At 70.4% G+C, this 25,553-nt stretch carries 28 protein-coding genes and 1 pseudogene; 9 read left to right on the forward strand and 20 right to left on the reverse strand.

What is annotated here, in order from left to right:
* Positions 1-125: 125 nt before the first annotated feature.
* Positions 126-584, reverse strand: a complete 459-nt coding sequence (locus AB0I67_RS38100; RefSeq protein ID WP_357934384.1) for a DUF5990 family protein — start codon at positions 582-584, stop codon at positions 126-128.
* 183 nt (positions 585-767) lie between these two features.
* On the opposite strand from AB0I67_RS38100, the gene AB0I67_RS38105 reads away from it, so the two are divergent.
* A complete protein-coding gene (locus tag AB0I67_RS38105; RefSeq protein WP_357934387.1) occupies positions 768-1,559 on the forward strand; it encodes a DUF2785 domain-containing protein in 792 nt (263 codons plus the stop codon).
* An 85-nt stretch (positions 1,560-1,644) separates the two neighbouring features.
* On the opposite strand, the gene AB0I67_RS38110 is transcribed toward AB0I67_RS38105, so the two are convergent.
* The gene (locus AB0I67_RS38110) at positions 1,645-2,508 is read right to left on the reverse strand and encodes a helix-turn-helix transcriptional regulator (protein WP_357934390.1); all 864 of its coding nucleotides are present in this window, start codon (positions 2,506-2,508) and stop codon (positions 1,645-1,647) included.
* Positions 2,509-2,639: 131 nt separating this feature from the next.
* Here AB0I67_RS38110 and AB0I67_RS38115 point away from each other — a divergent pair, with 131 nt between their 5' ends.
* Positions 2,640-3,545 (forward strand): oxidoreductase, encoded by a 906-nt coding sequence (locus AB0I67_RS38115; RefSeq protein ID WP_357934393.1) that lies wholly within the window; start codon positions 2,640-2,642, stop codon positions 3,543-3,545.
* Positions 3,546-3,786: 241 nt separating this feature from the next.
* Here AB0I67_RS38115 and AB0I67_RS38120 read toward each other — a convergent pair whose 3' ends face one another.
* Together AB0I67_RS38120 and AB0I67_RS38125 are read right to left on the reverse strand one after the other, a co-directional pair.
* Complete coding sequence (locus AB0I67_RS38120; protein ID WP_357934396.1) at positions 3,787-5,199, reverse strand: FG-GAP-like repeat-containing protein; 1,413 nt, start codon at positions 5,197-5,199, stop codon at positions 3,787-3,789.
* Between the two features lie 61 nt (positions 5,200-5,260).
* Positions 5,261-5,860: a TetR-like C-terminal domain-containing protein gene (locus tag AB0I67_RS38125; protein ID WP_357934399.1), complete on the reverse strand. Its 600-nt coding sequence runs from the start codon at positions 5,858-5,860 to the stop codon at positions 5,261-5,263.
* 243 nt (positions 5,861-6,103) lie between these two features.
* Between AB0I67_RS38125 and AB0I67_RS38130 the strand changes: the two are divergent.
* Positions 6,104-6,259 (forward strand): annotated as a pseudogene (locus AB0I67_RS38130) (LysR family transcriptional regulator); the annotation flags it as partial.
* Between the two features lie 23 nt (positions 6,260-6,282).
* Here AB0I67_RS38130 and AB0I67_RS38135 read toward each other — a convergent pair.
* The 6 genes from AB0I67_RS38135 to AB0I67_RS38160 all read right to left on the reverse strand — a co-directional run bounded on the left by AB0I67_RS38135 (position 6,283) and on the right by AB0I67_RS38160 (position 14,163).
* Positions 6,283-8,064: an alpha-L-fucosidase gene (locus AB0I67_RS38135; protein WP_357934402.1), complete on the reverse strand. Its 1,782-nt coding sequence runs from the start codon at positions 8,062-8,064 to the stop codon at positions 6,283-6,285.
* Positions 8,061-9,593, reverse strand: a complete 1,533-nt coding sequence (locus AB0I67_RS38140; RefSeq protein WP_357934405.1) for a beta-N-acetylhexosaminidase — start codon at positions 9,591-9,593, stop codon at positions 8,061-8,063. The genes AB0I67_RS38135 and AB0I67_RS38140 overlap by 4 nt, the downstream gene beginning before the upstream one ends.
* A 116-nt stretch (positions 9,594-9,709) precedes the next feature.
* The gene (locus AB0I67_RS38145) at positions 9,710-10,549 is read right to left on the reverse strand and encodes a carbohydrate ABC transporter permease (protein WP_357934407.1); all 840 of its coding nucleotides are present in this window, start codon (positions 10,547-10,549) and stop codon (positions 9,710-9,712) included.
* Positions 10,546-11,535 carry a sugar ABC transporter permease gene (locus tag AB0I67_RS38150; protein WP_357934410.1) on the reverse strand — a complete coding sequence of 330 codons (990 nt, stop codon included), beginning with the start codon at positions 11,533-11,535 and terminating at the stop codon, positions 10,546-10,548. Before AB0I67_RS38150 ends, AB0I67_RS38145 begins: the two co-directional genes overlap by 4 nt.
* A 6-nt stretch (positions 11,536-11,541) precedes the next feature.
* Positions 11,542-13,056 (reverse strand): substrate-binding domain-containing protein, encoded by a 1,515-nt coding sequence (locus AB0I67_RS38155; RefSeq protein WP_357934413.1) that lies wholly within the window; start codon positions 13,054-13,056, stop codon positions 11,542-11,544.
* A gap of 51 nt (positions 13,057-13,107) precedes the next feature.
* Entirely contained in the window at positions 13,108-14,163 is a 1,056-nt protein-coding gene (locus AB0I67_RS38160; RefSeq protein WP_357934416.1) for a LacI family DNA-binding transcriptional regulator, read from the reverse strand.
* 205 nt (positions 14,164-14,368) lie between these two features.
* Between AB0I67_RS38160 and AB0I67_RS38165 the strand changes: the two genes are divergently transcribed.
* Both AB0I67_RS38165 and AB0I67_RS38170 read left to right on the forward strand, forming a co-directional pair.
* Positions 14,369-16,300, forward strand: a complete 1,932-nt coding sequence (locus tag AB0I67_RS38165) for a ricin-type beta-trefoil lectin domain protein (RefSeq protein ID WP_357934419.1) — start codon at positions 14,369-14,371, stop codon at positions 16,298-16,300.
* Positions 16,301-16,553: 253 nt separating this feature from the next.
* Positions 16,554-17,114: an STAS domain-containing protein gene (locus AB0I67_RS38170; protein ID WP_357934518.1), complete on the forward strand. Its 561-nt coding sequence runs from the start codon at positions 16,554-16,556 to the stop codon at positions 17,112-17,114.
* Here AB0I67_RS38170 and AB0I67_RS38175 read toward each other — a convergent pair.
* The 10 genes from AB0I67_RS38175 to AB0I67_RS38220 all read right to left on the reverse strand — a co-directional run bounded on the left by AB0I67_RS38175 (position 17,065) and on the right by AB0I67_RS38220 (position 23,372).
* Entirely contained in the window at positions 17,065-17,658 is a 594-nt protein-coding gene (locus AB0I67_RS38175; RefSeq protein ID WP_357934520.1) for a sigma-70 family RNA polymerase sigma factor, read from the reverse strand. The genes AB0I67_RS38170 and AB0I67_RS38175 overlap by 50 nt on opposite strands.
* Positions 17,631-17,840, reverse strand: a complete 210-nt coding sequence (locus AB0I67_RS38180) for a hypothetical protein (RefSeq protein ID WP_357934421.1) — start codon at positions 17,838-17,840, stop codon at positions 17,631-17,633. Before AB0I67_RS38180 ends, AB0I67_RS38175 begins: the two co-directional genes overlap by 28 nt.
* 344 nt (positions 17,841-18,184) lie before the next feature.
* The gene (locus AB0I67_RS38185; RefSeq protein WP_357934423.1) at positions 18,185-18,358 is read right to left on the reverse strand and encodes a hypothetical protein; all 174 of its coding nucleotides are present in this window, start codon (positions 18,356-18,358) and stop codon (positions 18,185-18,187) included.
* Positions 18,359-18,728: 370 nt separating this feature from the next.
* Positions 18,729-19,139: a GNAT family N-acetyltransferase gene (locus AB0I67_RS38190; RefSeq protein WP_357934426.1), complete on the reverse strand. Its 411-nt coding sequence runs from the start codon at positions 19,137-19,139 to the stop codon at positions 18,729-18,731.
* Positions 19,140-19,595, reverse strand: coding sequence for a hypothetical protein (locus tag AB0I67_RS38195; protein ID WP_357934429.1), 456 nt, complete (start codon positions 19,593-19,595; stop codon positions 19,140-19,142).
* A gap of 143 nt (positions 19,596-19,738) precedes the next feature.
* The gene (locus AB0I67_RS38200; protein WP_357934432.1) at positions 19,739-20,692 is read right to left on the reverse strand and encodes a LysR family transcriptional regulator; all 954 of its coding nucleotides are present in this window, start codon (positions 20,690-20,692) and stop codon (positions 19,739-19,741) included.
* 56 nt (positions 20,693-20,748) lie between these two features.
* Positions 20,749-21,750 carry a fatty acid desaturase gene (locus AB0I67_RS38205; RefSeq protein WP_357934435.1) on the reverse strand — a complete coding sequence of 334 codons (1,002 nt, stop codon included), beginning with the start codon at positions 21,748-21,750 and terminating at the stop codon, positions 20,749-20,751.
* Positions 21,751-21,767: 17 nt separating this feature from the next.
* On the reverse strand, positions 21,768-22,082 hold the full coding sequence (locus AB0I67_RS38210) for a UBP-type zinc finger domain-containing protein (protein ID WP_357934438.1): 315 nt from the start codon (positions 22,080-22,082) through the stop codon (positions 21,768-21,770).
* A 165-nt stretch (positions 22,083-22,247) separates the two neighbouring features.
* Positions 22,248-23,141, reverse strand: coding sequence for a YihY/virulence factor BrkB family protein (locus AB0I67_RS38215; protein WP_357934440.1), 894 nt, complete (start codon positions 23,139-23,141; stop codon positions 22,248-22,250).
* 9 nt (positions 23,142-23,150) lie between these two features.
* Positions 23,151-23,372 carry a DUF5994 family protein gene (locus tag AB0I67_RS38220; RefSeq protein WP_357934443.1) on the reverse strand — a complete coding sequence of 74 codons (222 nt, stop codon included), beginning with the start codon at positions 23,370-23,372 and terminating at the stop codon, positions 23,151-23,153.
* Positions 23,373-23,569: 197 nt separating this feature from the next.
* Here AB0I67_RS38220 and AB0I67_RS38225 point away from each other — a divergent pair, with 197 nt between their 5' ends.
* From AB0I67_RS38225 to AB0I67_RS38240, 4 genes are all read left to right on the forward strand, one after another.
* On the forward strand, positions 23,570-23,794 hold the full coding sequence (locus AB0I67_RS38225) for a hypothetical protein (protein WP_357934446.1): 225 nt from the start codon (positions 23,570-23,572) through the stop codon (positions 23,792-23,794).
* 131 nt (positions 23,795-23,925) lie between these two features.
* Positions 23,926-24,240 (forward strand): hypothetical protein, encoded by a 315-nt coding sequence (locus tag AB0I67_RS38230; protein ID WP_357934448.1) that lies wholly within the window; start codon positions 23,926-23,928, stop codon positions 24,238-24,240.
* A gap of 303 nt (positions 24,241-24,543) precedes the next feature.
* Positions 24,544-25,086: a DUF5994 family protein gene (locus AB0I67_RS38235; protein ID WP_357934450.1), complete on the forward strand. Its 543-nt coding sequence runs from the start codon at positions 24,544-24,546 to the stop codon at positions 25,084-25,086.
* 125 nt (positions 25,087-25,211) lie between these two features.
* Entirely contained in the window at positions 25,212-25,535 is a 324-nt protein-coding gene (locus tag AB0I67_RS38240; protein ID WP_357934452.1) for an STAS domain-containing protein, read from the forward strand.
* Positions 25,536-25,553 lie beyond the last annotated feature (18 nt).

Genomic DNA, 25,553 nt, shown 5'->3' on the forward strand with positions numbered 1-25,553 from the left:
GCGGCGGGGATCGGGTCCTGGATGGTTCCGTTCACGGTGGGCCGGAGTGCGCTGGAAGGTCAAACGTGGGCTGCGTGTGCAACATCCCGACCGGCCCGTCCACCCCGCACCGCGAACGGCGGCCGTCAACCAGAGCGGGCCGACCACTCCACCAGCGGCGGGCGGACCGCCGCGCACAACGGCTGCCCCTTGGCGTCGGTCAACCCCAGCCACGCCACCAGGACACCGCCGGCCACGGCGTCCTCCAGCACCGGGGCGGGAACCGCGTCCAGGTGCAGCTTGGCCCGCCGGAACATCGCGATCGCCCCGGCATCATCGACCGTCCCCCACGACAGGTAGACGAACCGGCCGCCGGGTCCGCCCTGCACGAACGGGCCACGCAGATCCCAACCCGGCTCCGTCCGGGTCGGCGTCACCTCCAGCTCCCAGACCGCTGAGGAGGCGTCGCCGGGCGTCAGCCCGAGCAATTCCTCACGGCGCTGGCGCCGTTGCACACCGACGTGGATGTTGGCGTAGCCGGGAAATCCGGGTTCCCGCCCACAGACGCGGCCCGGCAGATCGGACGCCTCGATGCGGATCAGCACGCCACCATCATGCCCCTCGACCAGCCACGCCGGCGACTGGCGGACAAGGACCTCCCAGTCAGGCCAAGCGCCAAAAGCCGATCCGATCCTCGCCGAGGTGAGTCTTCCTGTACGGCAGCCGCGACCCGGGGCAGTTCGCGCGCGGGCAGCGAGGACATACCGCTGATCAGGGACAATGCTCGTATGACCGATTGGGAAGCCGTTCGCGCGAATGACTGTGTCGTCCCCGCTGACCGGCCGTTCGACGAGCTCGTGGAAGAACTGGTGCAGGCCGTACGAGACCCCGATCCCATCATCCGCGACGGGCACGCGTATGCGGTGCTGTCCACGTGGATCGAGCGGGATGTGATCGACGCCGAGCGGCGGGCCAAGATCGGGTCGGTGATGGCGGCCCGGTTCGACGACCACGAGATCCAGGCTCGAACCTTCGCCCCGCTGATCCTCGACATGATCGTTTCCAAGGGCGACTACGCCTCCGGCTGGGAAGCGGCCTTCACCCGCTGGTTCCCCGCGGAAGCCGACGTGCGCGGGTATGACGAGCGGCTGGGCTGGCTGCACGCCGTGGCGCACGGCGCCGACCTGCTCGGCACCTTCGGGCAGCATCCCGCGGTGCGGCCGGCGGCGATGCTGGAACTGGCGGCGGCGAGGCTCCTGGCTCCGACCGCATACGTGTTCGCGCAGCAGGAGGACGAGCGCCTGGCGCAGGCCATCGCGCGATGCCTGACCCGGCCGGAGCTGACGGTTGTGGAGGCGCTCGGCTGGCTGGAGACGGTGGCGGCGGACCTGGCCGCGCTGCCACGAGGGCCGATCCCCGCCCACGCTGCCAACACCATTCGCACGCTGCGAGTTCTCTACATTCTGGCCGGAGAGGGGGTGCGGACACGACGAGATGCGACACCGGTCGCGCTCCCACACGGCGCCGCGATCAAGGAGAAGCTCGGGTCCGTGCTGGCCGAGCACTTCCAGTACGCCTGACCGGAGGGCTGCTCCGCCTCACGCTGACCGGCCGAGACGCACGTCATCCAGCGCAACCGCCATGCCTACGCCGCCTGATGTGGAACTAGTTGGGGAGCGACGAGCGGGTCGCGTGCAATGAGCCCAGGAGCTGCAGCCGGTCCGCGTCGGCGGTGCCCGGCTCGGCGGTGAAGACCAGCATGACCGGGCCGGGGTTGCCGGGCAGCGGGTAAGTGTCCCAGTCCAGGACGATGTCGCCGACCGCGGGGACCCGGAAGGTCTTGGTGCCGCTGACCGACGCGCGGACGTCGTGCCGGGCCCACAGCCGCCGGAACTCGGCGCTGCGGATGCTCAGCTCGCCGACGATCGCGGTGGCGCGCGGGTGAGTGGGGTCGGCGGCGACGGCGGCGCGCATCATGCCGATGTAGTCCAGGGCCTGCCGTTCCCAGTCCGGGCAGCTCCGCTCGCCGGTCATCGTGTCGTCGAACATCAGCAGGAGCATGTTGAGCCGGTGGCGCGGGTAGGAGTCCGGGGAGCCGAGCAACGCCTCCGCCATCGGGTTCCAGTCGAGCAGGTCGAGGTGCCGGCCGAGCACGACCGCCGGGGCGTGCATCACCCGCAGCAGCCGCCGGGTGCTGTCCGGCACGCTTTCCGGTCCACGGTCCACCCGGGTGGGTAGCGGGCGCCGGGCGGCGCGGGCCAGGGCGAACAGGTGGCGGCGTTCGTCGTGGTCGAGGCCGAGCGCGCCGGCGAGCGCGTCCAGGACGTCGTCGGACGGGCGCACCTCCCGGCCCTGCTCCATCCGCTGGTAGTAGTCGGTGCTCAGTCCGGCCAGCAAGGCCAGTTCCTCGCGCCGCAGCCCGGTGACCTTGCGCCGGCCGCCCGGTTCCAGCCCGACGTCGTGCGGACGCAGCCTGCCGCGCCGGGCTCGCAGGAAATCTCCGAGCTCACGGGCGTACGGATTGCTCATGCCGTAAGTGTGCCGCCTCGCTGGGCGCCCAAGGTAGGTCCCGCAGACCTAGGCGGCCGAGAACGATCGAAGCGGCCCACACTGCGCCTAGCATCGCCGGTCTACCGCACCGATACCCGCAGGAGCCGCAGATGACCGGATGGACCGCAGACCGCATCCCCGACCAGCACGGCCGGATCGCCGTCGTGACCGGCGCGAACTCGGGCCTCGGCCTGATCACCGCGAGCGAGCTGGCGCGCCACGGCGCCCAGGTCGTGCTCGCCGTACGCAACACCGCCGCCGGGGAGGAGGCCGCGCGCCGGATCGGCGGCGATGTCGAGGTGCGCGAGCTGGACCTGGCCTCCCTCGACTCGGTCCGCGCGTTCGCCGCGAAGCTGTCCGCCGACCACCCGGCGATCGACCTGCTGGTCAACAACGCCGGCGTGGTGCTCCTCGGGCCGCGCCGTACCTCCGCCGACGGCTTCGAGCTGCAGCTCGCCACCAACATGCTGGGCCACTTCGCGCTGACCGGCCTGCTGCTCGACACGCTCGCCGCGGCGAGGCGAAGCCGGGTGGTCAGTCTCAGCTCGATCACCCACAAGAACGCGCACCTCGACTTCGACGACCTGATGTCCGAACGCGACTACCGGGCCACTGCCGCCTACGGCCGGTCCAAGCTCGCCACCACGATCTTCGGCGTCGAGCTGGACCGCCGCCTGCGCGCCGCCGGATCGCCGATCGCCAGCACGCTGGCCCACCCCGGTGTCACCCGCACCAACCTGACGCCACGTGCCTGGGAGCATCGTGGCCGGCTCGGGCAGCTGATCGCGCGACTGGGCCTGCTGGCCACCCAGTCGGTGGAGCAGGGCGCGCTGCCGCAGTTGCGCGCCGCGACCGATCCCGGTGTGCGGGGTGGCCAGTTCTTCGGGCCGTCCAGGCTCTGGGAGACGTGGGGGCCGGTCGCCGAGGCCCGGCTCAGCCGGGAGGCGGCCGATCCGGCCGTCGGCAAGCGGCTCTGGGCGGCGGCCGAGGAACTGACCGGCGTCAGCTACCTGTGACCCCTGTGGCCCCCGGCCGTCCGGAGTAATGTGCCCTAGCACCGGACCGCCCAACGGGACGAGGGCGACCACCCCGCCGCGCCGACTCCTGTGGGATCACGCGCAGAGCGGGCGTCTGAAGCCGCGGTCGTGGAAGCTTGCTCGATCCGGGCGAGTCTGCCCCTCCCCTTCGGCGATGACGGCAGGGAAGGCATCGTCCTTCAGTGTCGAGAGGGGGCTGAACAGGCTTTTGGGCTGCCGCCTATTTCAGCAAGACCCCGCCGAAGTAGGCCTGAGTCGAGTTGAGGCCGTACCGGCTGGGGTGGATGGCCTGGGCCGTACTGGTCAAGACGCCGGTGGCCGAGCCGAACAGGACGGCCAGCATGCCGCTGCCGCCGTTCTTGGCGGGTGCGCCGACGATGACCTCGCCCTTGCCGTCGCCGGTGAGGTCGGTGATCGTGATGGCCTGCCCGAAGCGGTCGCCGGGCTTGGACTGCTCCGCGATCGGGTCGGCCAGGGCGGTTCCGCCGACGGGCCCGATGCCGTCCTGCGTGACGAGCTGAGCGCGTTTGATCACGGGGCCGGTGGCGGAGCCTGGGATCACCATGACGGCGCCGGCTTCGCTGTGGCCGGAGACGGTGGCCTTGGAGGCGCCGATGACGATCTCGGCCCAGCCGTCGCCGTTGACGTCGCCCACGGCCAGACCGGGGCCGAGCTCAGCGCTGGTGGCGAGCGAGGACAGGTCGACGGTGTAGCCGGGGGCGGAGGACGGGCCGGTGGCTCTGCCGTACCAGACCTGCAGCGAGGCCGTGCTCGGGGTGAGCATGACCAGGTCGTCGTGCCCGTCGCCGTTGACGTTGCCCATCGCCACTTCGGAGTCGGCCTTGGGGCAGCCCTGACCGTAGGAGGGAGGCGAGGTGCAGGTGGACGGCGAGCCCAGCGTGGTGAGCTGCACCTGGGGCCGGTGCGGATCGTCGATGAGCCACAGGTGGGGCCCCAGCTCCCCTGCGCCGGAGTGCCGGCCGGCGACGACCGCGATCTCCAGCTTGCCGTCGCCGTCGAGGTCACCGGAGGCGGCGCTCGTCTCCTTGGTGAGGTAGCTGTCATCCGCGAAGTCGGTGAAGAGGAGGTTCGCGGACCTGTTGTACCAGCCGCCGACGCTGAACCAGTAGCCGCCTCTCGTCGGTCCGACGATGTCGGTTCCCGGCTGGTCGTCGAACTGGCCGCTCATCAGTCTCCAGGGAGCCGTACGGTGACCGTAGACGCGGCGCTCGATCGTGGCGGTCCCCTGGGAGGTCCAGGAGTCGACCTGCAGGTCGTAGTGTCCCCGGGAGATGAGGTCGGTCCTGCCGTCGGCGTCCACGTCGGCTGCGCTGAGGTTCACGCCCCACGCCTCGCAGGGCAACCCGCCTGCCGTACAGCCGGGCGCGGGGCGGATGATGTGCCGGTTGTAGGTCAGCCCGTCCGGCCCGCCGAACAGGACGGCCACCAGACCCGAGTTCTTGGTGCCCGGATAGCCGGGATAGCTCGGGCTGCCGACGGCCAGGTCGTTGTAACCGTCGCCGTTGAAGTCGGTGTTCGGACCGGCGGCCGCCTGAGCGGGACCGGCGGGGAGGGTGAGGGCGGCGCTGAGGGCGAGGACCGCCGCCGACTGAAGGATCTTGCGAGCGTGCATGACTGCATGGTGATCGGTCGCGCTTGGAGGCCACTTGTGCGCGGATGGAGCGAGCAGCGGGTCAACCGCTGTCAGCGGCGAGCCCGAGGGCCGGGAGGATGGCCTGGTCGACGATGTCGGCCAGGTCGGCGTCGCTGGGAGGCCGGCCGTCCAGCAGGCGCTTGGTGACCAGTGCCTCGCCGATGTCGGCGACCACCGGGGTGACCAGTGCGGCGGGGAAGTGGCCGCGGTCGGCGTAGTGCCGCAGTACCGTGCTGGTGAACGTGCCTCCCCGCCGGGCGAAGACCTTATCGAAGAGCGCTTCGGAGACCTGCGCGGCGCCCAGGGGATCGGTGAGGATGGCGGCGACCGCCCGCCCGGCCGGGCTGAGCATCCAGGCCCGCATCAGTTGGAGCGACCGGATCAGGTCGCCGCGCAGATCGTCGGCTCCCGGGGTGGGCTCCTCGACCGGATGCGCGTGGTAGAGCGCGTCGAGAAGCACTTCGATCGGGTCCGACCAGCGACGGTACAGCGTGGTGCGGGCGGTTGCCGCCCGCCTGCCGATGCCTTCCATGGTCAGCCGGCCGACGCCGACCTCCCAGACCTCCTCCAGCACCGCGGCGTGGATGGCGCTGGCCACTTCTTCGGCGCTCCGCCGCGTCCGGCCGCTGTGCTCTCCCACTCGTCGCCCCTTGTTCGACCCCGGTGTCATCTTAAATCCGCGGAAGCACCCTTCAATGGGAGAGGTCAGCCATATCCGTCGCGCCACCGGCCTCGCCGGCGGGCTCGCGTACGCGGCGATCGTCGGACTCCTCGTCGGCCTGGGGCGGCGCGCGGCCCCAGGCTGGCTACGGGGACCGGCCGAGGCCGCCCTGCGCCGGCTGACGTACCGGCGAAGCTGACCCACGCGAAGGCTCTTCCCGTGATGGAACTGCGCGACATCGAGATCTTCCTGACCCTGGCCGAGGAGCTGCACTTCGGCCGCACCGCCGCCCGGCTGCACGTCTCGACCGCCCGCGTCACCCACGCGATCCAGAAGCAGGAACGGCAGATCGGCGCCCAACTCTTCGAGCGCAACAGCACCGACCTCGGCTCCCTCCCGTCTCAGGACTGACCGGGGGGCGGCGAGGCGAACAAGCGGAACTCCCGCAGCCGGAACGGCGCGCGGGAGCGCAGCACCCGTGCCCGGAAGCGGCGCGCCTCGGCCGGGGCGGGGAGGGCGAGGATGCGCTGGGCGCCGACGGTCCCGCAGGCGGCGACCCGCCGCCAGCCGCCGGCCTCCTCCGCCTCGATCACCAGCGACTCGATGAGCTGACCGTGGCGCAGGTCCTCGGCCAGCATCACCCGCTCGACCCGGACCGCGCTGCCCAGGTCCAGCGTCAGGCCATCGCCGTGGACCGTCCGGACGGCCGTGGCGGCCAGGTCGTGGCCGACCTCGCAATCGATCCGCGCCGACCACTCGCGCAACACCGCCACGTCGGCCTCGGCGAGCCGGCCGCGCCGGTCCGGTGGCACGTTCAGCAGCAGCACCGCGCCGCGGCCGACCGACTCGTAGTAAATCGTCATCAGCTCGTCGACGGACTTGGGCTCCTGCTCGGCGTGGAAGAACCAGCCGGGGCGGATGCTCGCGTCCACCTCGGCCGGCCACCATTGCAGGACCTCGCCTGCCGTACGGGCGAGGAAGTCGCGCCCGCCGAGGTCGGGGGCATCGTACTGGGCCACGTCGACACGACCACGCTCGACGGTGACGGGGACCACGTTCCACTCGTCCGGCCGGGCCAGGCCGTTCTCGTTTCCGACCCAGCGCACGTCGGGCCCGCAGTTGGCGATCACCGCGTCGGGCGCGAGGTGCCGGATCAGCGCGTACCAGCTGTCGAAGTCGTAGTCCTCCACCTGGCCTGCGGGGATACGGCCCTGCGAGCCGTCGAACCACACCTCGTCGATCGGGCCGTACCCGGTCAGCACCTCATGGAGCTGGCCCAGCATGTAGGCGCCGTAGTCGGTGGCCGGCAAGGTCAGTCCGCCGATCCGCCTGGGCGTGCGGGCGCTGCCGTTGGCGTAGGACGGCTCGTGCTCGTCGGCCGGTGAGATGTAGACGCCAACCTTCAGGCCGTGTGCCCGCATGGAGTCGGCGAACTCCCGCAGCACGTCGCCCTTGCCGCCCCGCCACGAGGAGGAGGCCACGCTGTGCCGGGTCAGGGCCGAGGGGTAGAGGACGAACCCGTCGTGGTGCTTGACGGTCAGGATGGCCAAGGTGAAGCCCGCGGCCTTGAGTGCGCGTGCCCACTGGTCGGTGTCGAGGTCCTCGGGCTGGAAGAGGTCGGGGTTCTCGTCCCCGTAGCCCCATTCCAGGCCGGTGAAGGTGTTGACGCCGAAGTGCAGGAACGCGGTGCGTTCCAGCGCTTGCCAGGCCAGTTGCCGCTCGGCCGGCCGTACCAGCGCCGCCCGTGCCACCACGTCGTCGCCCGGGCCGATCGGCACCCGCCAGCCGGGTGACGACTCCTCCAGCAGGGAGGGATCGAACGCGCCGGTGAACGCGACCACACGCAGCCGCAGGAGAAGGCCCGCTAGTCCGGACACCACCACCTCTCCCCCGCTCACCCTCACCCCATCCGGGGGGTCCTGTTCCGGTGTCAGCAGCAGCACCCGCTCGGCCGTCCGGCCGTGCGGGATGAACCGCGCCTCCACGGCCAGCGCGCGGCCATCGGGCTCGATCGCCGCGGCGACGCCCTCGTCGCCCCCGCCGAGCAGCAGTCCGCGCCCGGGCCGGATCACCTCCCGCCCGGTGAGCCTGCGCAGGGCGCCCACCTCGCCGGTGGCGGGGGTGTAGCGCTCCTCGGCGGTGAACGTGCCGGCGAAGCGCACGTCGACCAGCACCGTCGTCATCGTCCTGCCTCCGCTTCCACCGGGCGGCGGTAGGCCACGCCGAGGTGATCCAGTCGTTCCCGGTGGCCGAGCAGGCGTGCGGCGAACTCGGGGTACTCCCCCGCGGTGCCCCAGGCCACTTCGGCCAGGGCGCACAGCCGGGGGAAGGTCATGTACTCGACGTGCGCCGGGGTGGGCAGGTACTCGCTCCACAACTGGGCCTGCGTGCCGAGGATCCGCTCGGCGTCGTCGTCGTCGAGCCCGGCGGGGACCGGTCGGTAGGCGTAGACGTCCTCCAGGGTGGTCAGCCCGCCGATGGCCAGCGGCTCCCGGGCCGGATCGGCCTGGTAGTGGTCGAAGTAGGTGGGCGTGTGCGGGCACATCACCGCCTCGTGTCCCGCGCGCGCGGCGTCGACGCCGCCCTGCTCGCTCTGCCAGGACATCACGATCGCGCCGGGCGGCAGTCCGCCCTGGATGATCTCGTCCCAGCCGATCAGCCGCCGCCCGTGCCCGGCCAGGAAGGCGGCCATGCGAGCGGTGAACCAGCCCTGCAGGGCGTCGACGCCGGGCAGGCCCAGCTCCCGCACGCGCGCCCGGGTCCAGGGGGACTGCTCCCACTCCTTCGTCGGGCACTCGTCGCCGCCCAGGTGGATCCACTCGCCCGGGAAGACCTCCAGCACCTCCTCCAGGACGTTCCGGCAGAACTCGAGGGTCTCCTCCGACAGCCTCAGGACCTGCTCGTGCACGCCCCAGGCGGTGGCCACCGGCAGCGCGCGATCGGGGTCGTCGCCGAGTTCGGGGTAGGCGGCGATGGCCGCGCGCATGTGCCCGGGCATGTCGATCTCGGGGACGATCGTGACGCCTCGGGCCCGCGCGTGCGCCACCAGGCCGCGCAGCTCGCGCTTGGTGTAGTGGCCGCCGTGCGGGATGCCGTCGTAGCGGCCCTCGGTGTAGTGGCCGAGCATCGTCTCCGCCCGCCAGGCGCCCACCTCGGTCAGCCGCGGGTAGCGCTCGATCTCCATCCGCCAGCCCTGGTCGTCGGTCAGGTGGAGGTGCAGGCGGTTGAGCTTGTGCAGCGCCGCCAGGTCCACCAGGCGATGCAGGAACTCCACCGGGTACCAGTGGCGGGCCACGTCCAGCAGCACGCCGCGCCAGCCGAAGCGGGGAGCGTCCTCGATCTCCACATGCGGCACCGGCCACTCGGCCCGGGCCGGCCGGCCACCGGCGAAGATGTCGGGCGGCAGCAGTTGTCTCAGGGTCTGTACGGCAAGCGGAAGCCCGCGCCGGCCTCCGGTGAGCACGACCCCCGCGGCGGAGACCGAGAGGCGATACGCCTCTTCGGCGAGCTGCGGGTCGACCCGTAGCCGGATGGTGTCCGGGCCCGGCTCGGTGGCCGGAAGGAGCTTGCTTCCCGCGGGTCCGCCGATCAGTTCGCGCAGGAGTTCAGCGGCCTCGCCGGCGCCGGCGCCCGCGACGAGGCCGGTGGCCTGCGTGAGCCGCCAGACGCCCGGCGTCGTGGTGAGGCGGGCGGGACGGGGAATGAGGTGCACAGTGCCTCCAGATCAGGCGGACAGCCGGTCGGCGTGCAGGTAGAGGTCGCGGATCAGGTGTGCGTCACCGTGGAGTCGCCGGTGGGCGTCACCTCGCTCGCCCACCTCCTTCCGCCTCACGCCTTCACCGCCCCGGCGATGGCCTCGACGATGTAGCGCTGGGCGACCACGAACACGATCACGATCGGGGCGAGCGAGATGATCGCCCCGGCGCACAGCAGCGTCCAGTTGGTGGTGGTCTGGTTGGTGAAGGCGTACAGGCCCACGCCGACGGTGCGCAGCTCGGGCTTGCCCAGCGTGAACACCAGCGGCAGGAAGAAGTTGTTCCACGAGCTGATGAAGGTGAACAGCCCGAGCGTCGCCGCCATCGGTTTGGCCAGCGGCAGCATCACGCGGAAGAACAACGTGTTGAAGCCGGCGCCGTCCACCCGCGCGGCCTCCTCCAGCTCGCGCGGCATGGTGGAGAAGTAGGCCATGAACATGAACGTGCCGAACACCAGCCCGCCGCCCACCTGCACGATGATCACCGACCACAGCGTGTTGAGCAGCCCGAGCGCGTTCACCAGGTCGAACACCGGGATGATCGTGTACCCGTGCGGCAGCAGGAAGGTGACCATGATGACGCCGATCACGATCTTCCTGCCCGGGAAGGTGGTCCTGGCCAGGGCGAACCCGGCCATCGCGGTGAACAGCAGCGTGAAGAACACGCTGACCACCGAGATGATCAGGGTGTTCATGAAGTAGGTGCCGAAGCTGGCCTCCTGCCAGGCCTGGGTGTAGTTCTCCCAGCGCGGAGCAGGCGGGATCAGGCTCAGCCCGCCGTCGAGGAAGTCGAGTTTCGACTTCAGCGAGCTGCCCACGGCCCACAGGAACGGGTAGAGGTAGGCGAAGCCGAAGCCGAGCAGCAGGATGTGGGTCAGCGCGCGGCGTGCGGAAGCCGTACGGAAGGTGGTCATGTGCGCTCCTTGCGGGCCCGCAGCTTCTTGATCGCCAGCATCTGGCCGGCCGTCAGGACCAGCAGGAGCAGCCCGAAGAAGAAGGACGCGGCCGAGGCCAGCCCGATGTCCGGCTCCGTGACCACGCCGGTCCCGACCTGGCCGAACGCCTGGCGGTAGACGTAGGTGTTGACCACGTCGGAGGCGAAGAAGGGGCCGCCGCCGGTCAGCACCATGACCAGGTCGAAGACCTGCAGGCTGCCGATGATCGCGAGGAAGACGATCACCACTCCGACATTGCGCAGCCCCGGCACGGTGACGTGTACGAACCGGGCGAACCGGCCGGCGCCGTCGAGCTGGGCGGCTTCGTACAGGTCCTTCGGGATGGTCTGCAGCCCGGCCAGGAAGTAGATCAGGTTGTAGCCGAGGGTGTTCCAGATGCCGATGGCGATGACCGTCCACAACACCGTGTCGGGGTCGCCGAGGAACTGCAGCGGCTGGTCGATGAGGCCGAGCCCGGCCAGCGGCGCGCTGAGCGCGTCGCCGAAGTTGGCCAGCATCAGCTTGAGGACGATGCCGACGATCGCGATCGAGGTGACCGCCGGCAGGAAGTAGATCGCCCGGTAGAACGTGGAGCCGCGCAGCTTCGGGTTGTTCAGCACCAGCGCCATGGCGAGCGCGAGGACGAGCTGGACCGGGACCAGGACGACCGTGTAGAGGGCGGCGTTGGCCAGCGAGTTCCAGAAGTAGCCGTCGGCGACGACCTCCTGGAAGTTGGCCAGGCCGACGAAGTCGGTCGGTTCCCCGATCCCGTCCCAGTCGTAGAGGGTGTAGCCGAGCGAGGCGAGGATCGGGTAGACGGTGAAGGCGCCGGTGAGCACGGCGAAGGGCAGCAGGTACGCATACGACCAGCCGTTGGCGCGGACGCGGCGCCACACGGAAGGGCGGCGCGGTGGTTCGGCGGCCGGGCCCGCCGGATGGGCCCGGTCGAGTTGCGTGGTCGGCATCGCGGCTCAGGCCCCGAGGTACTCGGGGATGTCCCACTTGTACGGCTTGCCGAGATCCCAGTCGGCGAAGACGTAGTCGTCCCGGCTGACCTTGTGGCCTTCCTGGACGGCCTTGTCCAGCGCCTTGACGAACTCCTTCTCCAGGTCCTCGTTCAGCTTGGTGAGCGCCGCGCGCATGTCCTTGATCTGGCCGGTGTACAGGCCGGTGCAGATGTCCTCGAAGCTGGGGGTGACGGGCTTGGGCACGACGTGGATGGTGGCCGGGTTGCGCAGCGAGGGCTGCGGGCCGGGGAGCACGAGCTCGGCTCCGGCGACGAACTGGGCGAACGGCGCGAAGTCGATCTTGCTGGGGTCGTTGGCCTCGGGATGGATCGAGACGCCGCCCTTGAGTTCCTGCACGAAACGGGTGCCGGCTTGCTGGCCGTACCACCACTTGAACCATTCCCACGCCTCGTCCGGGTGCTTGGTGGTGGCGGAGACGGCCAGGTGGACGGAGCCGGCGCCGCGGTAGAAGAAGCTCTTGCGCCGGCCGTCCTGCGGGACCATGGTGACGGTGGTGTAGTCGGTGAACCCGAGGTCGGTCCAGCCGGGCTGGTTCCACACGCCGCCCACGATCATGCCGAACTTGCCGCGGGCGAAGTGCTGGCGGGAGATCTCGTCGTCGATGCTGAGCGACTGCGGGAAGATGTAGCCCTTGTCGCGCCACTCGAGGAAGAGCGCGAGGAAGTCGAGGTAGGGGCTCTCGGTGCGCAGGGTGAACTTGCCGGTGCGGGGGTCCAGGCCGCCGGGGGTGCTCGACGGGAGCGTGGCCGGGGTGCCGGAGCCGTTGACGAAGAAGTTCACCCACCACGGGATGATGGGGAAGGCGCTGTTGCCGAAGCCCAGGCCGTGCACGCTGCCGTTGCCCTTCTTGGTGATCTGCTCGGCGAACAGCGTGACGTCGTTCCAGTTCTTGGGGATCTTGACGGTGCCGTCCGCCTCCACCAGGCCCGCGTCCTTGAAGACCTGGTTGTTGAGGTAGAGCTGCACGTCGGTCGCGTAGCCCTCGAACGGCGCTGAGTAGATCTTCCCGCCGGCCGCGTTGACGCCCTCGACGAAGGAGTGGGCGGGGAAGGTCTTCTGCCACTCCAGGGTGGCGTACTTGGACAGGTCGAGGACCCGTCCCTGCGCGATGTGCTCGTCCAGCCGGTCCTGGGCGACCATGAACACGTCGGGCATGTCGCCGCCGCGCGCGGCCAGGTCGAGCAGGTTCTCCAGGTTGCCGCTGGCCTGCATGGTGCGCTGGATCGTCACGCCGGGGTTGGCCTCCTGGAAGAGCCCGATCTCCTTCTTCACCCACGGCTCCTGGCTGGCCCACTTGTCCCAGTGGGTGATGACCGCCTGCTTGCCGCCGCTGCGGGCCGGGGAGGCGGGGCCGCTGCCCGGGCTGCCGCAGGCGGTCAGCGCGGCCAGTCCTCCGACGCCGGCGAGACCGGCCAGCAGGCTGCGCCGGGACATGGCGAAGTCACGGTTGTTGGACATGTGTCGTTCCTTACCGTTGGTGGGGGGATGGGGGTCGGCGCCCCGGCGGGGTCAGCGCCGTGGTGATGGGGGCGCGGTGGAGGCGCGCACGATCAGCTGGGGTGCCGGAGGCTCCGGGGTGATGTGCCGGCCGTCGATCTGGGCCAGGAGCACCTCGGCGGCGAGCGCGCCGACGGCGACGGGGTCCTGCTTGACGGTGGTCAGCGGCGGGTGCAGGTGCGCCGCCTCGGGGTTGTCGTCGAAACCGGTGACCGACAGGTCGCCGGGCAGCTCCAGGCCCGCCTCGCGGGCGACGGACATGCCGGCGATGGCCATCAGGTCGCTGGCGTAGATGATCGCGGTGGGCCGCCCGTCCAGCAGCCGCCGGGTCGCGGCCGCGCCGCCCTGGCCGGTGAAGTGCCCGGCGTCGTGCAGGTCGGCCGGCAGGCCGCGGGAGAGCATCGCCTGCCGCCAGGCGTCGAGGCGGGACGTGGAGTGCCGGTAGGCGGGCGCCCCCTCGACGAAGCCGATCCGGCGATGACCGAGCCCGGCGAGATGCTCGACCGCCGCGCCGATGCCGTCGCCGTCGCGGATGCCGACTACGGGGATCTGCCCGCAGTCCATGCCCGCCGGGCCGACGGCGACCGCGGGCAGCCGAAGGCGGGGCAGCAGGTCGAGCCGCTGGTCGCCCTCCCGGATGTCCAGCAGGAAGGCTCCGTCGATACGGCGTTCGCGGACCAGCCGCCGATAGCTCTCGGCTTCGGTCTCCGCGTCCTCGCCCACGACTTGCAGGACCAGGACCGATCCGCTGCCGGCCAGCACGCTCTCCACCCCGCCGAGGAACCCGGCGAAGAACGGGTCCACGGCCAGGTGCTGGGTGTCCCTGGCGAGCACCAGCCCGACGGCGAACGCCCGGGAGCGGAGCATGGCCCGGGCGTGGATGCTGGGCCGCCAGTTGAGCTGCTCGGCGACCTCCGTGATGCGTCGCCGGGTCTCCTCGCTGACGCCCGGCTTGCCGTTGAGCGCCAGCGAAACGGCTCCCTTGGACACCCCGGCTCGGCGGGCGACGTCGCCAATAGTCGGAGGATTCCCCGGGGTGTCCGAAGCGGGACCTCCTGGACCGTCCATGGTTCTCCGCCTCTCTGCCGAGTTACTCAATGCATTTAGTAGTCCCAGAGATCGGACGATGTCAACCCGTTGACACCGCCGGCACCCCCGACCTACGCTCCGGACCTTGCGCGACCACAAGCTCCCAACATGAGCCCTATTCACATCTTGCGAGAACTGGGTTACTTATGAGTACTGCTCAGAAAACGCGAGAGAGGCACCCCCCGTGCACTTACCCCTGGCTCTCCTGACAGCGCTCACCCTCCTCACGACCCCAGCCCGGACCAGCGACCCGACCCCCCTCCCCCCGCACCTCGAGACCATCCGCCAAGCCGAAGCCGTCACCCTGTACGGCGACGCCGCCATCCGCCCCCTGAACCAGCGCAAGACCGCCCTGACCTCCCTCGGCGACAGCGAGATCTCCGGCGAGGGCGCCGTCGACCGCTCGCTGTACGAGCCCGGCACCGACGGCCCCGACAACTGGTGCCACCGCTCGACGAAGGCCGCGGTCCACGTCACCACGATCCCCGCCGACCTCACCTACAACCTGTCCTGCTCCGGCGCCCAGACCAACGACATCACCATCGGCGGCACCCACCAGTACCAGGAGCTCAACCAGGGCGAGAACCTGGCCGTCAAGGCGCGCAACACCCGGATCAAGCTCATCACCGTGGTGGTCGGCGCCAACGACACCGGCGGCCCGGAGTTCGCGCCGACCATGACGAGCTGCGTGCAGCGGCGGGTGCTGTTCCAGGGCGCCTGCTGGCCCGCCCAGAGCCCCACCTGGGCGCAGCGCGTCGACTTCATCGTGCCGCGGGTGGCCAAGGCGCTGACCGACATCAAGCAGATCATGGCGGAGGCCGGCTACGCGCCCGGCGACTACCAGCTCGTCGCCATGTCCTACCCCGGCCCGGCCAGCCCCGACGTCGAGGACAACCCCAGCTTCCCCGGCTGGTACAACGGCGGCTGCCTGGGATACCTGGCCGACCTCGCCTTCGCGCGCAACAAGGCCGTCCCGCTGTTCGAGCAGGGCATCCGCCGGGCCGCGCTCCAGGCCGGGGCCCGCTACCTCGACGCCAGCCGGCTCTACCACGGCACCGAGGTCTGCCAGGACACCACCTGGGTGACGGGCCTGCACGCCGTCGACGGCAACTTCTTCGAGCCGAACGCGGTGCGCCAGTCGTTCCACCCCAACAGCAGCGGGCACGCCGCGTTCGGCGCCTGCCTGACCCAGTTCTTCCACGCCGACACCGCCCAGGCGACCTGCATGAACCCGGCGGGCACGCGCACGCCGAAGCTGTACGCGGGACTGCCGGAGTTCAAGCAGCTCAGGCACGCCGCCACCGGCAACTGCCTCGACGTCGACGGCAACTCCTCCCGCAACGGCCGCAAGCTGGTCTCCTGGCCGTGCGAGGGCACCCGCAACCAGGCGTTCTGGTACGACCCGGCCACCCAGGCCGTGCACACCGAGCTGTCGCAGGACCGCTGCGCCGACATCAACGGCGGCACCCTGACCGCCGGCACCGCCGTACAGGTGTGGGACTGCAACGCCGGCGCCGCCCAGCGCTGGACCTACGACGGCGCGCGACTGCACGCCGCGAACGCGCCGTCCCTGTGCGCCACCCTTCCGGGTACGGCCCGCGCCCTCGGCGACGGTCTGGTCCTGGCCGCGTGCGACGGCGCGGACCAGCGGCAGGTGTTCACCTGGGAGACCAAGCAGGCGCTGGCCTACACGCAGCTGAAGCTGGGCGGCAAGTGCCTGGACGTGCCCGGCACCAAGCCGTCCGGCGGCGCGAACCTGGTCCTGTACACCTGCGACGGCAACGCCGACCAGTTCTGGGCGTTCAACGCGATCTCCGGTCAGGTGCACAACCTGGCCGATCCCGGCCTGTGCGCCGACGTCGAGGGCGGCACGATGACCCAGGGCCGGCCGATCCAGGTGGCCAACTGCTCGGCGGCCATCGGGCAGTACTCGAACTCGATGCGCTGGAACGCGACCGGCGGCGGGTACGCCTCGCGGAAGGACCCCACGTGGCTGATCGCCGCCACCGGCACCGCCGACGGCACGCCGGTCACCCTGCAGCGCGCGGGCACCTGGACCCCTGGCCAGAGCCGCACCCCTGACCCGTGGAAGTTCCTCACGGCGGACGTCTACTAAGGACCGCCTCCGGCGCCGACGGCCTCCGCCGGCGCCGGACTCTCCTGAGCGGGACTGGGTGATCGGGCTTGAACTGTGGCTTTCGGCCCTCGATGCGCGGGCGTTGAGAACCGAAGGCTCGAACTCCTCGGTGATCATCCAGCCACCGGCGGTGGCACGAAAAGCCGTGATCGTCCTGATTACTGCAGCTAGCTCGCATCATGGCGGCGGTCGCGGGCAGGGGGCAGCAGGGGAGGAATGCTTGATGGAGCCTATGGAGAGCTCTCCGCCGCCGCCTTTGCTGGTCACGGTGCGCGACTTACAGGGTGGCGTGGTGGTGGGGTTGGCGGGCGAGCTGAGTTCGCACACCACGGCGCGCATGGTTCGGGAGGTGACCCGCATCCTGGCGCGGTGTCTTCGGCCGCCAAGGGTGGTGATGGATCTGTCCGCTGTGGACTTTTGCGATTCGTCCGGGTTGGGCGGGTTGGTGTGGGTGTGGAAGCAGGCCCATGAAGCGGGCGGGCGGTTGGTGCTCAGCGGCGCGCGTGGCATCTGCCGGCAGCTCCTGCACCGCACCGGAGTGGACCGCGCTCTCACCCACTATCCAAGGGTGACCGATGCTGAGGCGGCGCTGGCTGGGGGGACTAGCCGCAGGGCCTTCTTCGTCCGGGGGCTGCTTTACGGTTGCTGCCCCGCGAGCGTGGCCAGACCCTGGACGCTGTTGGGACCCAGCCGGAGTAGATCATCGGTTACCGGCACTTCCGAACAGGTAGGGCGTCCTTCCGTCAGCACGGAGCCAGGAGTTCGGTCCGCAGGTGCGCGAAGGTTTTGCTGAGGATCCGCGAGACGTGCATCTGCGAGATCCCCAGCTCGTCGGCGATCTCCTTCTGTGTGCGGTCGTCGAAGAAGCGCAGCTTCAGGATGGTCCGCTCCCGCTCGGGGAGGGCGCGCACCAGGGGGCGCAGGGCGTGCTTGTCGATGACCAGGTCGACGGAGTTGTCGTCGGCGGCGATCAGATCGGCCAGCACAGTGCTGTCGTCGTCCATGCCGGTGGGAACGTCTAGGGACAGGGTCCGGTAGGCCGCCGAGGCGTCCATGGTCAGCAGCACGTCCTCTTCGGAGATGTTCATGCGCCGCGCCAGTTTCGCCACCGTCGGCGATCGGCCCAGGTCCTGGGTGAGCTCGCCGGTCACCGCGTTCAATTCGGCGCGCCGGTCCTGGTAGACGCGCGGCACGCGGATGGCCCAGGTACGGTCGCGGAAGTGCCGCTTGACCTCGCCGTTGATCGTCACCATCGCGTACCCGCTGAAGGCGTGGCCGAGGGACGGATCGTAGCCGCGGATGGCCTTCATCAGCCCGAGGTAGGCCGCCTGCAGGATGTCGTCGAACGGCTCACCGCGGTAGCGGTAGCGGTAGCGGCCTCCATGATCAGGCCTCGGTGCATCCGCGTCAGCTGCTCGAGCAGTTGTTCGCGGCGGGCGTCGGCGAGATCCGGCTGCGCCAGCTCGGCGAGCAGCTCTTCAGCGGTGAGGCCCGGAGTGATCGTGTCGTGTGCAGCCATCGACTGCTCCTTCTATGGGGGAAGGAGGCGCAGCCGACCACGCCCACGCAGCGGCCCGCCTCCCGTTTTTCAACGGAGACGAAGCCCTCTGCTGGACTTCTCGGACAACGATTCCCCCTCGGCCAGATCCCGAAACCTGCCGTTTCACCCCCGTCGAAGCAGGAGCGGTGCGCGCGTCCGTCCACGGGCGGCCCGACGTTGGACCCGCTGGTCGGCGTGACTGTCCGGTCACCGGGAGCGAGGTGGCGGCAGGGATGGAGTACGGCGTAACGCGATCACCGCGCCCAGGCCCCCCGCCGCCTGGGCGGCCGGGGCAGCTCGGAGTCGGGCCGGCGGCTGAGCTGTTATCGGCACAGGCTTCGCTCGGCGGTGGTGGCGAGGGTCGTGGCGACCTGGTCGAGGGGATCCAGGGCGGCATCCGCGCCGACCAGCACCTGCGGCAGGTCCTTGGCAACCTGGAAGTCGTCGCCATACCGGCGACGGTCGCCTTGACCCTCGTCGACGACTTCCAGGACCATGTCCGGGCGCCGATCCGGCCGAGAATGTCGCCCTCATGCTTGACGAGCTCGTAGCGCGAACCACGCAATCGCAGGGGGCGGGGCGGTCGCTGTGAAGCCGGCCAGTCCGGAGGGATCAGCGGAAGCCTTCCGGAACTCACGCACCTGCACGGGCGCGGGCTCCCGGAGATCGGCCAACACCTTCACGCAGAGCTGCACTTGGAACGGCTGGGCCTGAATGGACGGGATCCCGTCTGATCAAGGTGGGTGCTCCAGCGCATATCGGACCTACTTGGCGAAGAAGGCTCCGGGGGGAAGCTCATCGACGGAAAGCGAGTCCATCCCTTGAAGTCGTTCCAAAGCCGCACCACGGCGCCCTCACCGCCACGCCCTACTCCACCCGGCGCAGGTCCCGCACCTCGGCCTGCGGCTGGTAACCGGCGGAGCGGTAGGTGGCCACGGCCGCGGCGTTGGAGCCTTCGGCGCACACGGTCGCGCTGGACGCACCCATCTCCCGCAGAGCCGCCGCGGCACCGACCGCCATCGCCTTGCCGTACCCGTGCCCCTGGTGATCGCCGTGCACGCCAAGGGGTTCAAGCAGGCCGGGCTTGCCCGGACCCGCCGACCAGACGGTCGTGGCCGCGACGGCGACGCCCTGGTCGTTGTACCCCACAAGGCAGCGGGCACTGGTGTACGGCGTGCCGGCCGCCATGGCATGCCATCGCTCCGCGCTGAACTTCGACCCTTGGAACGCCGCGCGGTGCACCGCGACCCGCTCGTCGACCAGTTCGGGGCCGACCACCTAGATGCGCAGACCGCAGTCCTCCACGGACTCGCTCAGCCCACGCACCATGGGGATCCACGGCTCATCCAGTTCCCAGCCGCCCTCCAGCAGCAACTCCCGGAACCGGCCGCCCCACAGCGCTTCGACGTGGGCCTTGCCCGCCGCCAGGACGCCGCGTTCGCCCCGTGACACGTCGTCGACCATCTGCCGCGCGAGATCTTCGTCCATGCGCGCTTCCGGGTCGACCGCCAGCCGTACCAGGTCTGACCCGTCGAGCAGGCCGACCCCGACGATCCTGCCCTCACGACTCCACGTTCGCAACGCCGCGGCGGTCCTCTCCGGGCCGAACTGCCAGTAGAACCCGACATCCCCCGGATGCAACTGCATCGAGGTCCCCTCGCGCCGCCACTCCGCCAGCGCGCGCACCACTTCGTCCAGGTCACCGACACCCGGCGTGCTCAACAAGACCGTCATCCCGCGATCAAACACGGCCACACCGGACGCGTCCAATGATTTAGCGCGAGCTCAAACACGCTCACCCACCGGAAACCCGGCTGGTCCACCACCACGGCGTTGTTGGTCCGCAGCGACGCCGATCACGCACTGATGGAACGCGGTCAACGAGCCTGATCCTCGGCAGTCTCCTGCCTGGAGGGAGGGTCAGGGTGCGAGCCGCCGACGGTCAGCCAGCCGAGGTGGTCGGCCAGCCGTCTCGCGGCGTCGAGCACAGCAGCGACGTGCGCCGTGGGTTCTCCGGAGCGCCACAGCAGGGACCAGGGGTAGGTGGCGGCGGGTTCGAGGGGTCGCCAGGTGGTGCCGGGGCGGGTGGAGGTGCGGAACGAGGAGGGGACGCAGAGCACGCATCGGTGCTGGAGCACGAGATCGGCTGCCGCCCGGGTGCTCTCGACGGTCCCCTCGTAGATGGTCGGCCTGAACCCGGCCTCGCGGCACAGCTCGACGACGAACTGGTTGAACTCCGGCGTCTCGGTGTCCTCGCCCATCAGGAGCGACTCGCCCGCGAGGTCCCTGACGCGGACGGCGGCGAGGCGGGCGAACCGGTGCTCGTCCGGGATGAGCACGCCCAGGGGATCGAGCCTGATCAACTCCGAGACCACGCCGGCCGGCACCTGCGAAGCCCGGCCGATCCCGACGTCGAGGCGGCCGTCCGCCAGTTGCCGGTACTGCTCCGGGGTACCGGCCTCCACCTGGTGGATGGTCAGCTCGGGGTGTCGTCGCTGGACCTCACGCAGGATCTGCGGCATGGAGTCGTAGCCGGCGTCGATGATGCCGACCCGCAGGGTGGGCGGGGCAGCGGCGGCGTTTCGTGCCGCGTGGGCCGCCCGGCCGAGATGGTCGAGGATCTGGCGGGCCTCCACGAGGAAGGCCGCGCCGGCGGGGGTGAGTTCGACGTGGTGGGTGGTGCGGTTCAGTAACCGCACGCCGAGTTCGCGTTCGAGCCGCTGGATCTGCTGGCTCATCGCGGACTGCACGATGTGTTCGCGCGCCGCCGCCCGGCCGAAGTGCAACTCCTCGGCCAGGACGACGAAGTAGCGGAGCTGGCGGATCTCCATGGACGCCACCCCTTCCCCGCCGGGCGGCCCACCTTGCCGGCTGGTCCTCACCCAGCCTAGGTCCTCGCCCCGCCGTACGTCCCGGGGCCGCCGGAGGTGCTGCGTCGCTGGAGGCGGGCGGGGTCGGGCCAGCGCACATCGGTCGCCAGGCCGAGCCGTTCGAAGAGCCGGATCAGCCCGGCGGAGGGGTCGAGCTGGCCGGGGGCGACGCCGTGCCGCGCGCACCCCGGTTCGCTGTGGTGGCCGTTGTGCCAGCTCTCACCGAACGACAGCAGGGCCAGCGGCCACAGGTCGGTGGACCGGTCGTGCTGCCTGGTCTTGTACGGCCGGCGGCCGATCAGGTGGCACAGGGAGTTGACGCTCCAGGTGACGTGCTGCAGCAGCGCCACCCGGATCAGACCGGCCCACAGGAAGGCGGTCAGCCCGCCGTACAGGGTGCCGCTGATCGCCCAGCCGGCCACGAACGGCAAGCCCAGGGAGAGGGCGCAGAGCAGGGGGAAGGCGCGCGCCACCCGTACGAGGGCCGGGTTGGCGAGCAGGTCGGGGGCGTAGCGCTCGGCCGAGGTCCGATCGTCGATGAACAGCCAGCCGAGGTGGGCGTGGGCCAGTCCCCGCAACTGCCCGCGCAGGCTGGTGCCGTACCGGTAAGGCGAGTGAGGGTCGCCCGGGCGGTCGGTGAAGGCGTGGTGGCGGCGATGGATGGCCACCCAGTCGGTCAGGTTGCCCTGGAAGCTCATCGAGCCCGCCACGCCGAGGACCACTCGCAACCACGGCCGGGCGACGAAGGAGCCGTGGGTCAGCAGCCGGTGGAATCCGACGGTGGTCCCCAGCCCGGTCACGATGTAGAAGACCGCGGCCAGGATCAGGTCGAGGAGGGTGATCCCCCTCCCCCACGCCAGGAAGATCGCGACGCCGAGCGCGAGGAACGGCACCACCACGATCGAGGCGGTCAGTCCCGCCTGGGTCCTGCCGACCGGGTCGCGCTCCTGGGCCCCGGGGAACGGGGATTCGCCGTCGTAGGTGGACCGGCTCTTCACCGGTGGTTCGGAAACAGTCATCGGTCTCTTTCGCCTTCCTAGACGACTCGGTCGTGCTCGTAACACCAGCGCCATGTCGACCATGGCTCCAGCGAGCCGACCACGGCGTGGTCGGTTTCCCGGTAGTGCGCCCGAGCGTGGGCGCCGGGTGAGTCATCGGAGCACGCGACCCATCCGCAGATCAGGCAGGCCACCAGCCGCCGCCAGGTCCAGCCGAGACTCAGGCACGCCGCGCATTCGGGCACTCCCCGGTCCACGAGCGGGAGTTCGTCGGCGTGGGTGCAGCGTGGGGCCTGCCCGTTGGAACGGACGCCGGTGGCGGCCGTGGTCAGGTCTCCTGTGTTCAGGGTCATGACGACCCCCTCACGGTGACGTCGACGCCGTGTGCGCCGACTGGTCACTTCCCAGTGAAGGCTGGACGGGAGCTATCGGAAACGGCCGATCGCAGCAAGCCTCATCACCGGAGACGATGACGGGTGTGCTCTCAGGCTCGCGTCGACGGTGCCTGCGTTTCGGTTTCACAGCCGCGACGAGCGGATGGCCAGGTCGACGACGCGGCCACGCCTGCTCGTGGCGGCCACGGCGGCGGCGAACAGGACGAGCTGATTGGCGACCTTGAGGAACAACAGCATGCCGACGGCGCCGGCGACCACCTGGTAAGCGGGGTTGGCCGCGGTGAGGTTGAGGAAGAACTGGCCGAGCGTCTTGAGGATCTCGATGCCGACGGTGATGAGCAGCGCCGGTCCCAGCAGGCGGCGGAGCCGTACACGCAGGCGGGGCGGGGCGCTGAGCAACGCGACGGCGAGCAGGGTGTTCACGCCGAGGCCGAGCACGAACGCGGTGCCGTCCAGCAGCCAGCGGGCCGGGAGCGCGTCGGTTCCGACCGTGTGACCGGCCAGCCAGGTCAGCAGCGCCTGGGCGCCGAAGGCGAGCGCGAGCGAGACGGCCAGCAGCAGGCCCAGGCCGGCCAGCACGCCCAGGTCGATGACCTGCCGCAGCCAGAAGCCGCCGGGGTACTCCGGCAGCCGCCAGATCGCCCGGCTGGCCGAGCGCAGCGTGTCCATCCAGAACAGGCCGGTCAGGATCAGGCCGACGGTGGCCACCAGTCCGGCCGTTCCCCGCGCGTCGCGCAGGGCCTGCACGTCGAGGCGGGGGAAGTTGCCGGTGAGATAGTCCTGCACCGTGGCCAGGACCACCGGATCGTCCAGGCTGTGCCCCAGGATGGCGAACCCGAGCAGGCCCAGGGAGAAGGTGGCGAAGAAGGCGTGGTAGGTGAGCGCGGCCGACAGCCGGCCACCGTCGGCCTCGTCGTACCGGATCACCGCGCGCACGAGGTGGTCCAGCCGTCCGTGCCGGCGGCGGGCGCCCGCCCACGCGAGGGCGAGGCGCTGGCCTAACGAGCCGATCGTCATGCCAGGGTGCTACCCACTGCGGGGCTTGTCACGGGCGGGCACGCTTTCGATGGCCCGGATAAGGGCGGCCAGTTCGGTGGCCGCGGCGGTCGAGCGGGGCCACCACGCGCCGTCCACGGGGCGGCGGGAGTCGAACGGGGATCCGAGGCTCAGCCGTACCGCCGGGGCGGTGGCCGGTGACTGTGCCGGGAGCGGCGCGATCGGATGGGACGCGGTTTGGCTCGGCGTCATGGACGGCCGCCTGTCTAGGCCAGTTCTGGCCGGAGAGAATGGGGGACACTCGATTCAGGAAAGCGAACATTTGTTGGAAAATATTCCCCGCTTGTGAGGCGCAGGCGCCCACGGATGACGGCGGCACCGGGGACGAGCAGAGGACCGCCCGCTTCTGTGGTGTCCAGGCCTGCTCCTTGTGAGTCGCACCCCGATCGATGAACTGGGAGATCACTGGTGATGAGCGACTCGCCGCCTGCCTGGAGAAGATGCCGACCGGGCAGCTCGAAGAGGCGGTCGCGGCTGCGCAGTTGCTGCTCAGGCGCTCGAACGAAGGCGTCGTGCGCCTGCTTCCGCGCGAGACGGTCTGGCGAAATGAAGCCCCGTTTTCCGCTATTTGCGGAAACCTTCCATCGATGGGGATGAGAAAATCCCCCGATTGAATAATGCGGTACAGTGAGGATGCCGATGGTATTTCGCGCATAGACCTGCCAGGTCAGGGGCGCACCCCCCGGCAAAGCACCTCTTTTCGGAGCTTCGAAAGCTCAACGGCAACCCGAACGCGAGGCGCAACATGAGCAGCGCTCATGGAACTCTGAACTCCGTCGTCAAGCCCACCGGGCCGGACGCAGCCGACACACCCCCCGACCACCGGGCCAACGCCCAATGGCTCAAGGACAACCCGGCCGCCTTGCCCCAGGTGAGCGCCGGCCGCTGGGCCGTCTACGACCGTGCCGGCCAACTGCGCGGCCACCTCGTCGGCGACGGCCCGACCCGCGACACCCGCTTCCGGGCGATCGCGATCTCCAAGCCGCAGACCGACGAGCCGGATGGCGCCGGCATCACGCTGCATGACGCCGGGGCGCATCTCCTGGACACCGCGGAGTGATCGAGGGACCGACCTGACCTAAGAGGGGTGGGCGCAGTTCTCGACCGCTGCCGCTGCGCTACGTGCGGACGAGCGGTCCTGCAGCGCCCCACGAGTCTTATGCGCATTTTCCGGAGGCTGGCTCCGATATGGCGTCTCTGAAATTCGTCTGTTCAGCCGAATTTCAGAAATCGCGTAATTCCGAAATCAATGAGGTACGGTAGTAGGTACCGAGGACTCTTCGAGCGTTGGCACCCGAGTCTGCGTCGCCCCCGGCGAACCACCACCGGCCCTCTGCACAGGGCCCGGACGGTCAGGCAGACCATGTCGCCGACGCTTCTTCCTCAACGCTCCGTCTCATCCGCGGTTCCTCGGGTGGATTCCACGCTACGGCTCAGCCTCGGCCCGGTGCTGGATCGCCGAGCCGTCGTGGATGGCGCCTGGTGGCCTTACTCCTGCGACGCGACAGCCGAGCTTCCCACCCTCATTGCCGCCGTCGACCAGCGACTGGGCCGGACCACGCTGCGGATCGGCGTGCATCGGGACACGTGGCAGCACCTCCCGCGCCGGCTCCCCGCGCGCGGCCGGCAGGTCCGCATCGGCTGGTTCCGCCATGCCGACCCGCGTGTGATCACTCTCGTCTTCGCCGTCGGCGAGCCGGTCGTCCTGCTGATCATCCCGCCGGACGCCGCCGCCGGAGTGGCGCTGGCGACATTCAAGCTGACCCTCCAGGACACCGCCGGCATGTCACTCGATGAGAGCGGCCTACCCCTTGACCCCGGGTTCCGCGCGGCGACCACCACCGGCCCGGCCCGCTGGGAGAACGAGGGCGGCTCCGTGCTCGCGCAGCAGACAGCACCGGCGTGAGGTCACCCATGTACCGCCTGCCGGCTGGATCGAGCGGTTCAGGTACCGCCCGTTTTGGCGGCGGACCGCTCTCCGGCCGGCAGGCAGCCAATCCGTCGTCGACTTCTCCGAACAGGAGTCCGCTCATGACCGTCATCGCCACCGCCCCGCTCAGCGGAGCAAGCGCCTCTGCCCCGACTCTGGTGCAGCTGTCCGGGGACATCGACATCTTCGCCACGGCGCAGCTGCGTCAGCGGCTGTTCAACGCCCTCGACTCCAGCACCGGCCTGCTCGTTCTGGACCTGTCGCGGGTCACCTTCTTCGGGGCCGGCGGCCTGGGCGTGCTGATCGGCCTGCAAGGCCGTGCTCGGGCGCGGGGCATCACGCTCGCTCTGACCGGCGTTCCGCCGCGCGTTTCCCTGCTGCTGCGCCTCACCGGGCTGGACCGCCGCTTCCCGATCCGGCCGTGATCGGCCTGCCGGCCTGTT

The organism is Nonomuraea sp. NPDC050310 (genome assembly GCF_040655795.1).
In the GTDB taxonomy this organism is placed as follows: Bacteria; Actinomycetota; Actinomycetes; order Streptosporangiales; family Streptosporangiaceae; genus Nonomuraea.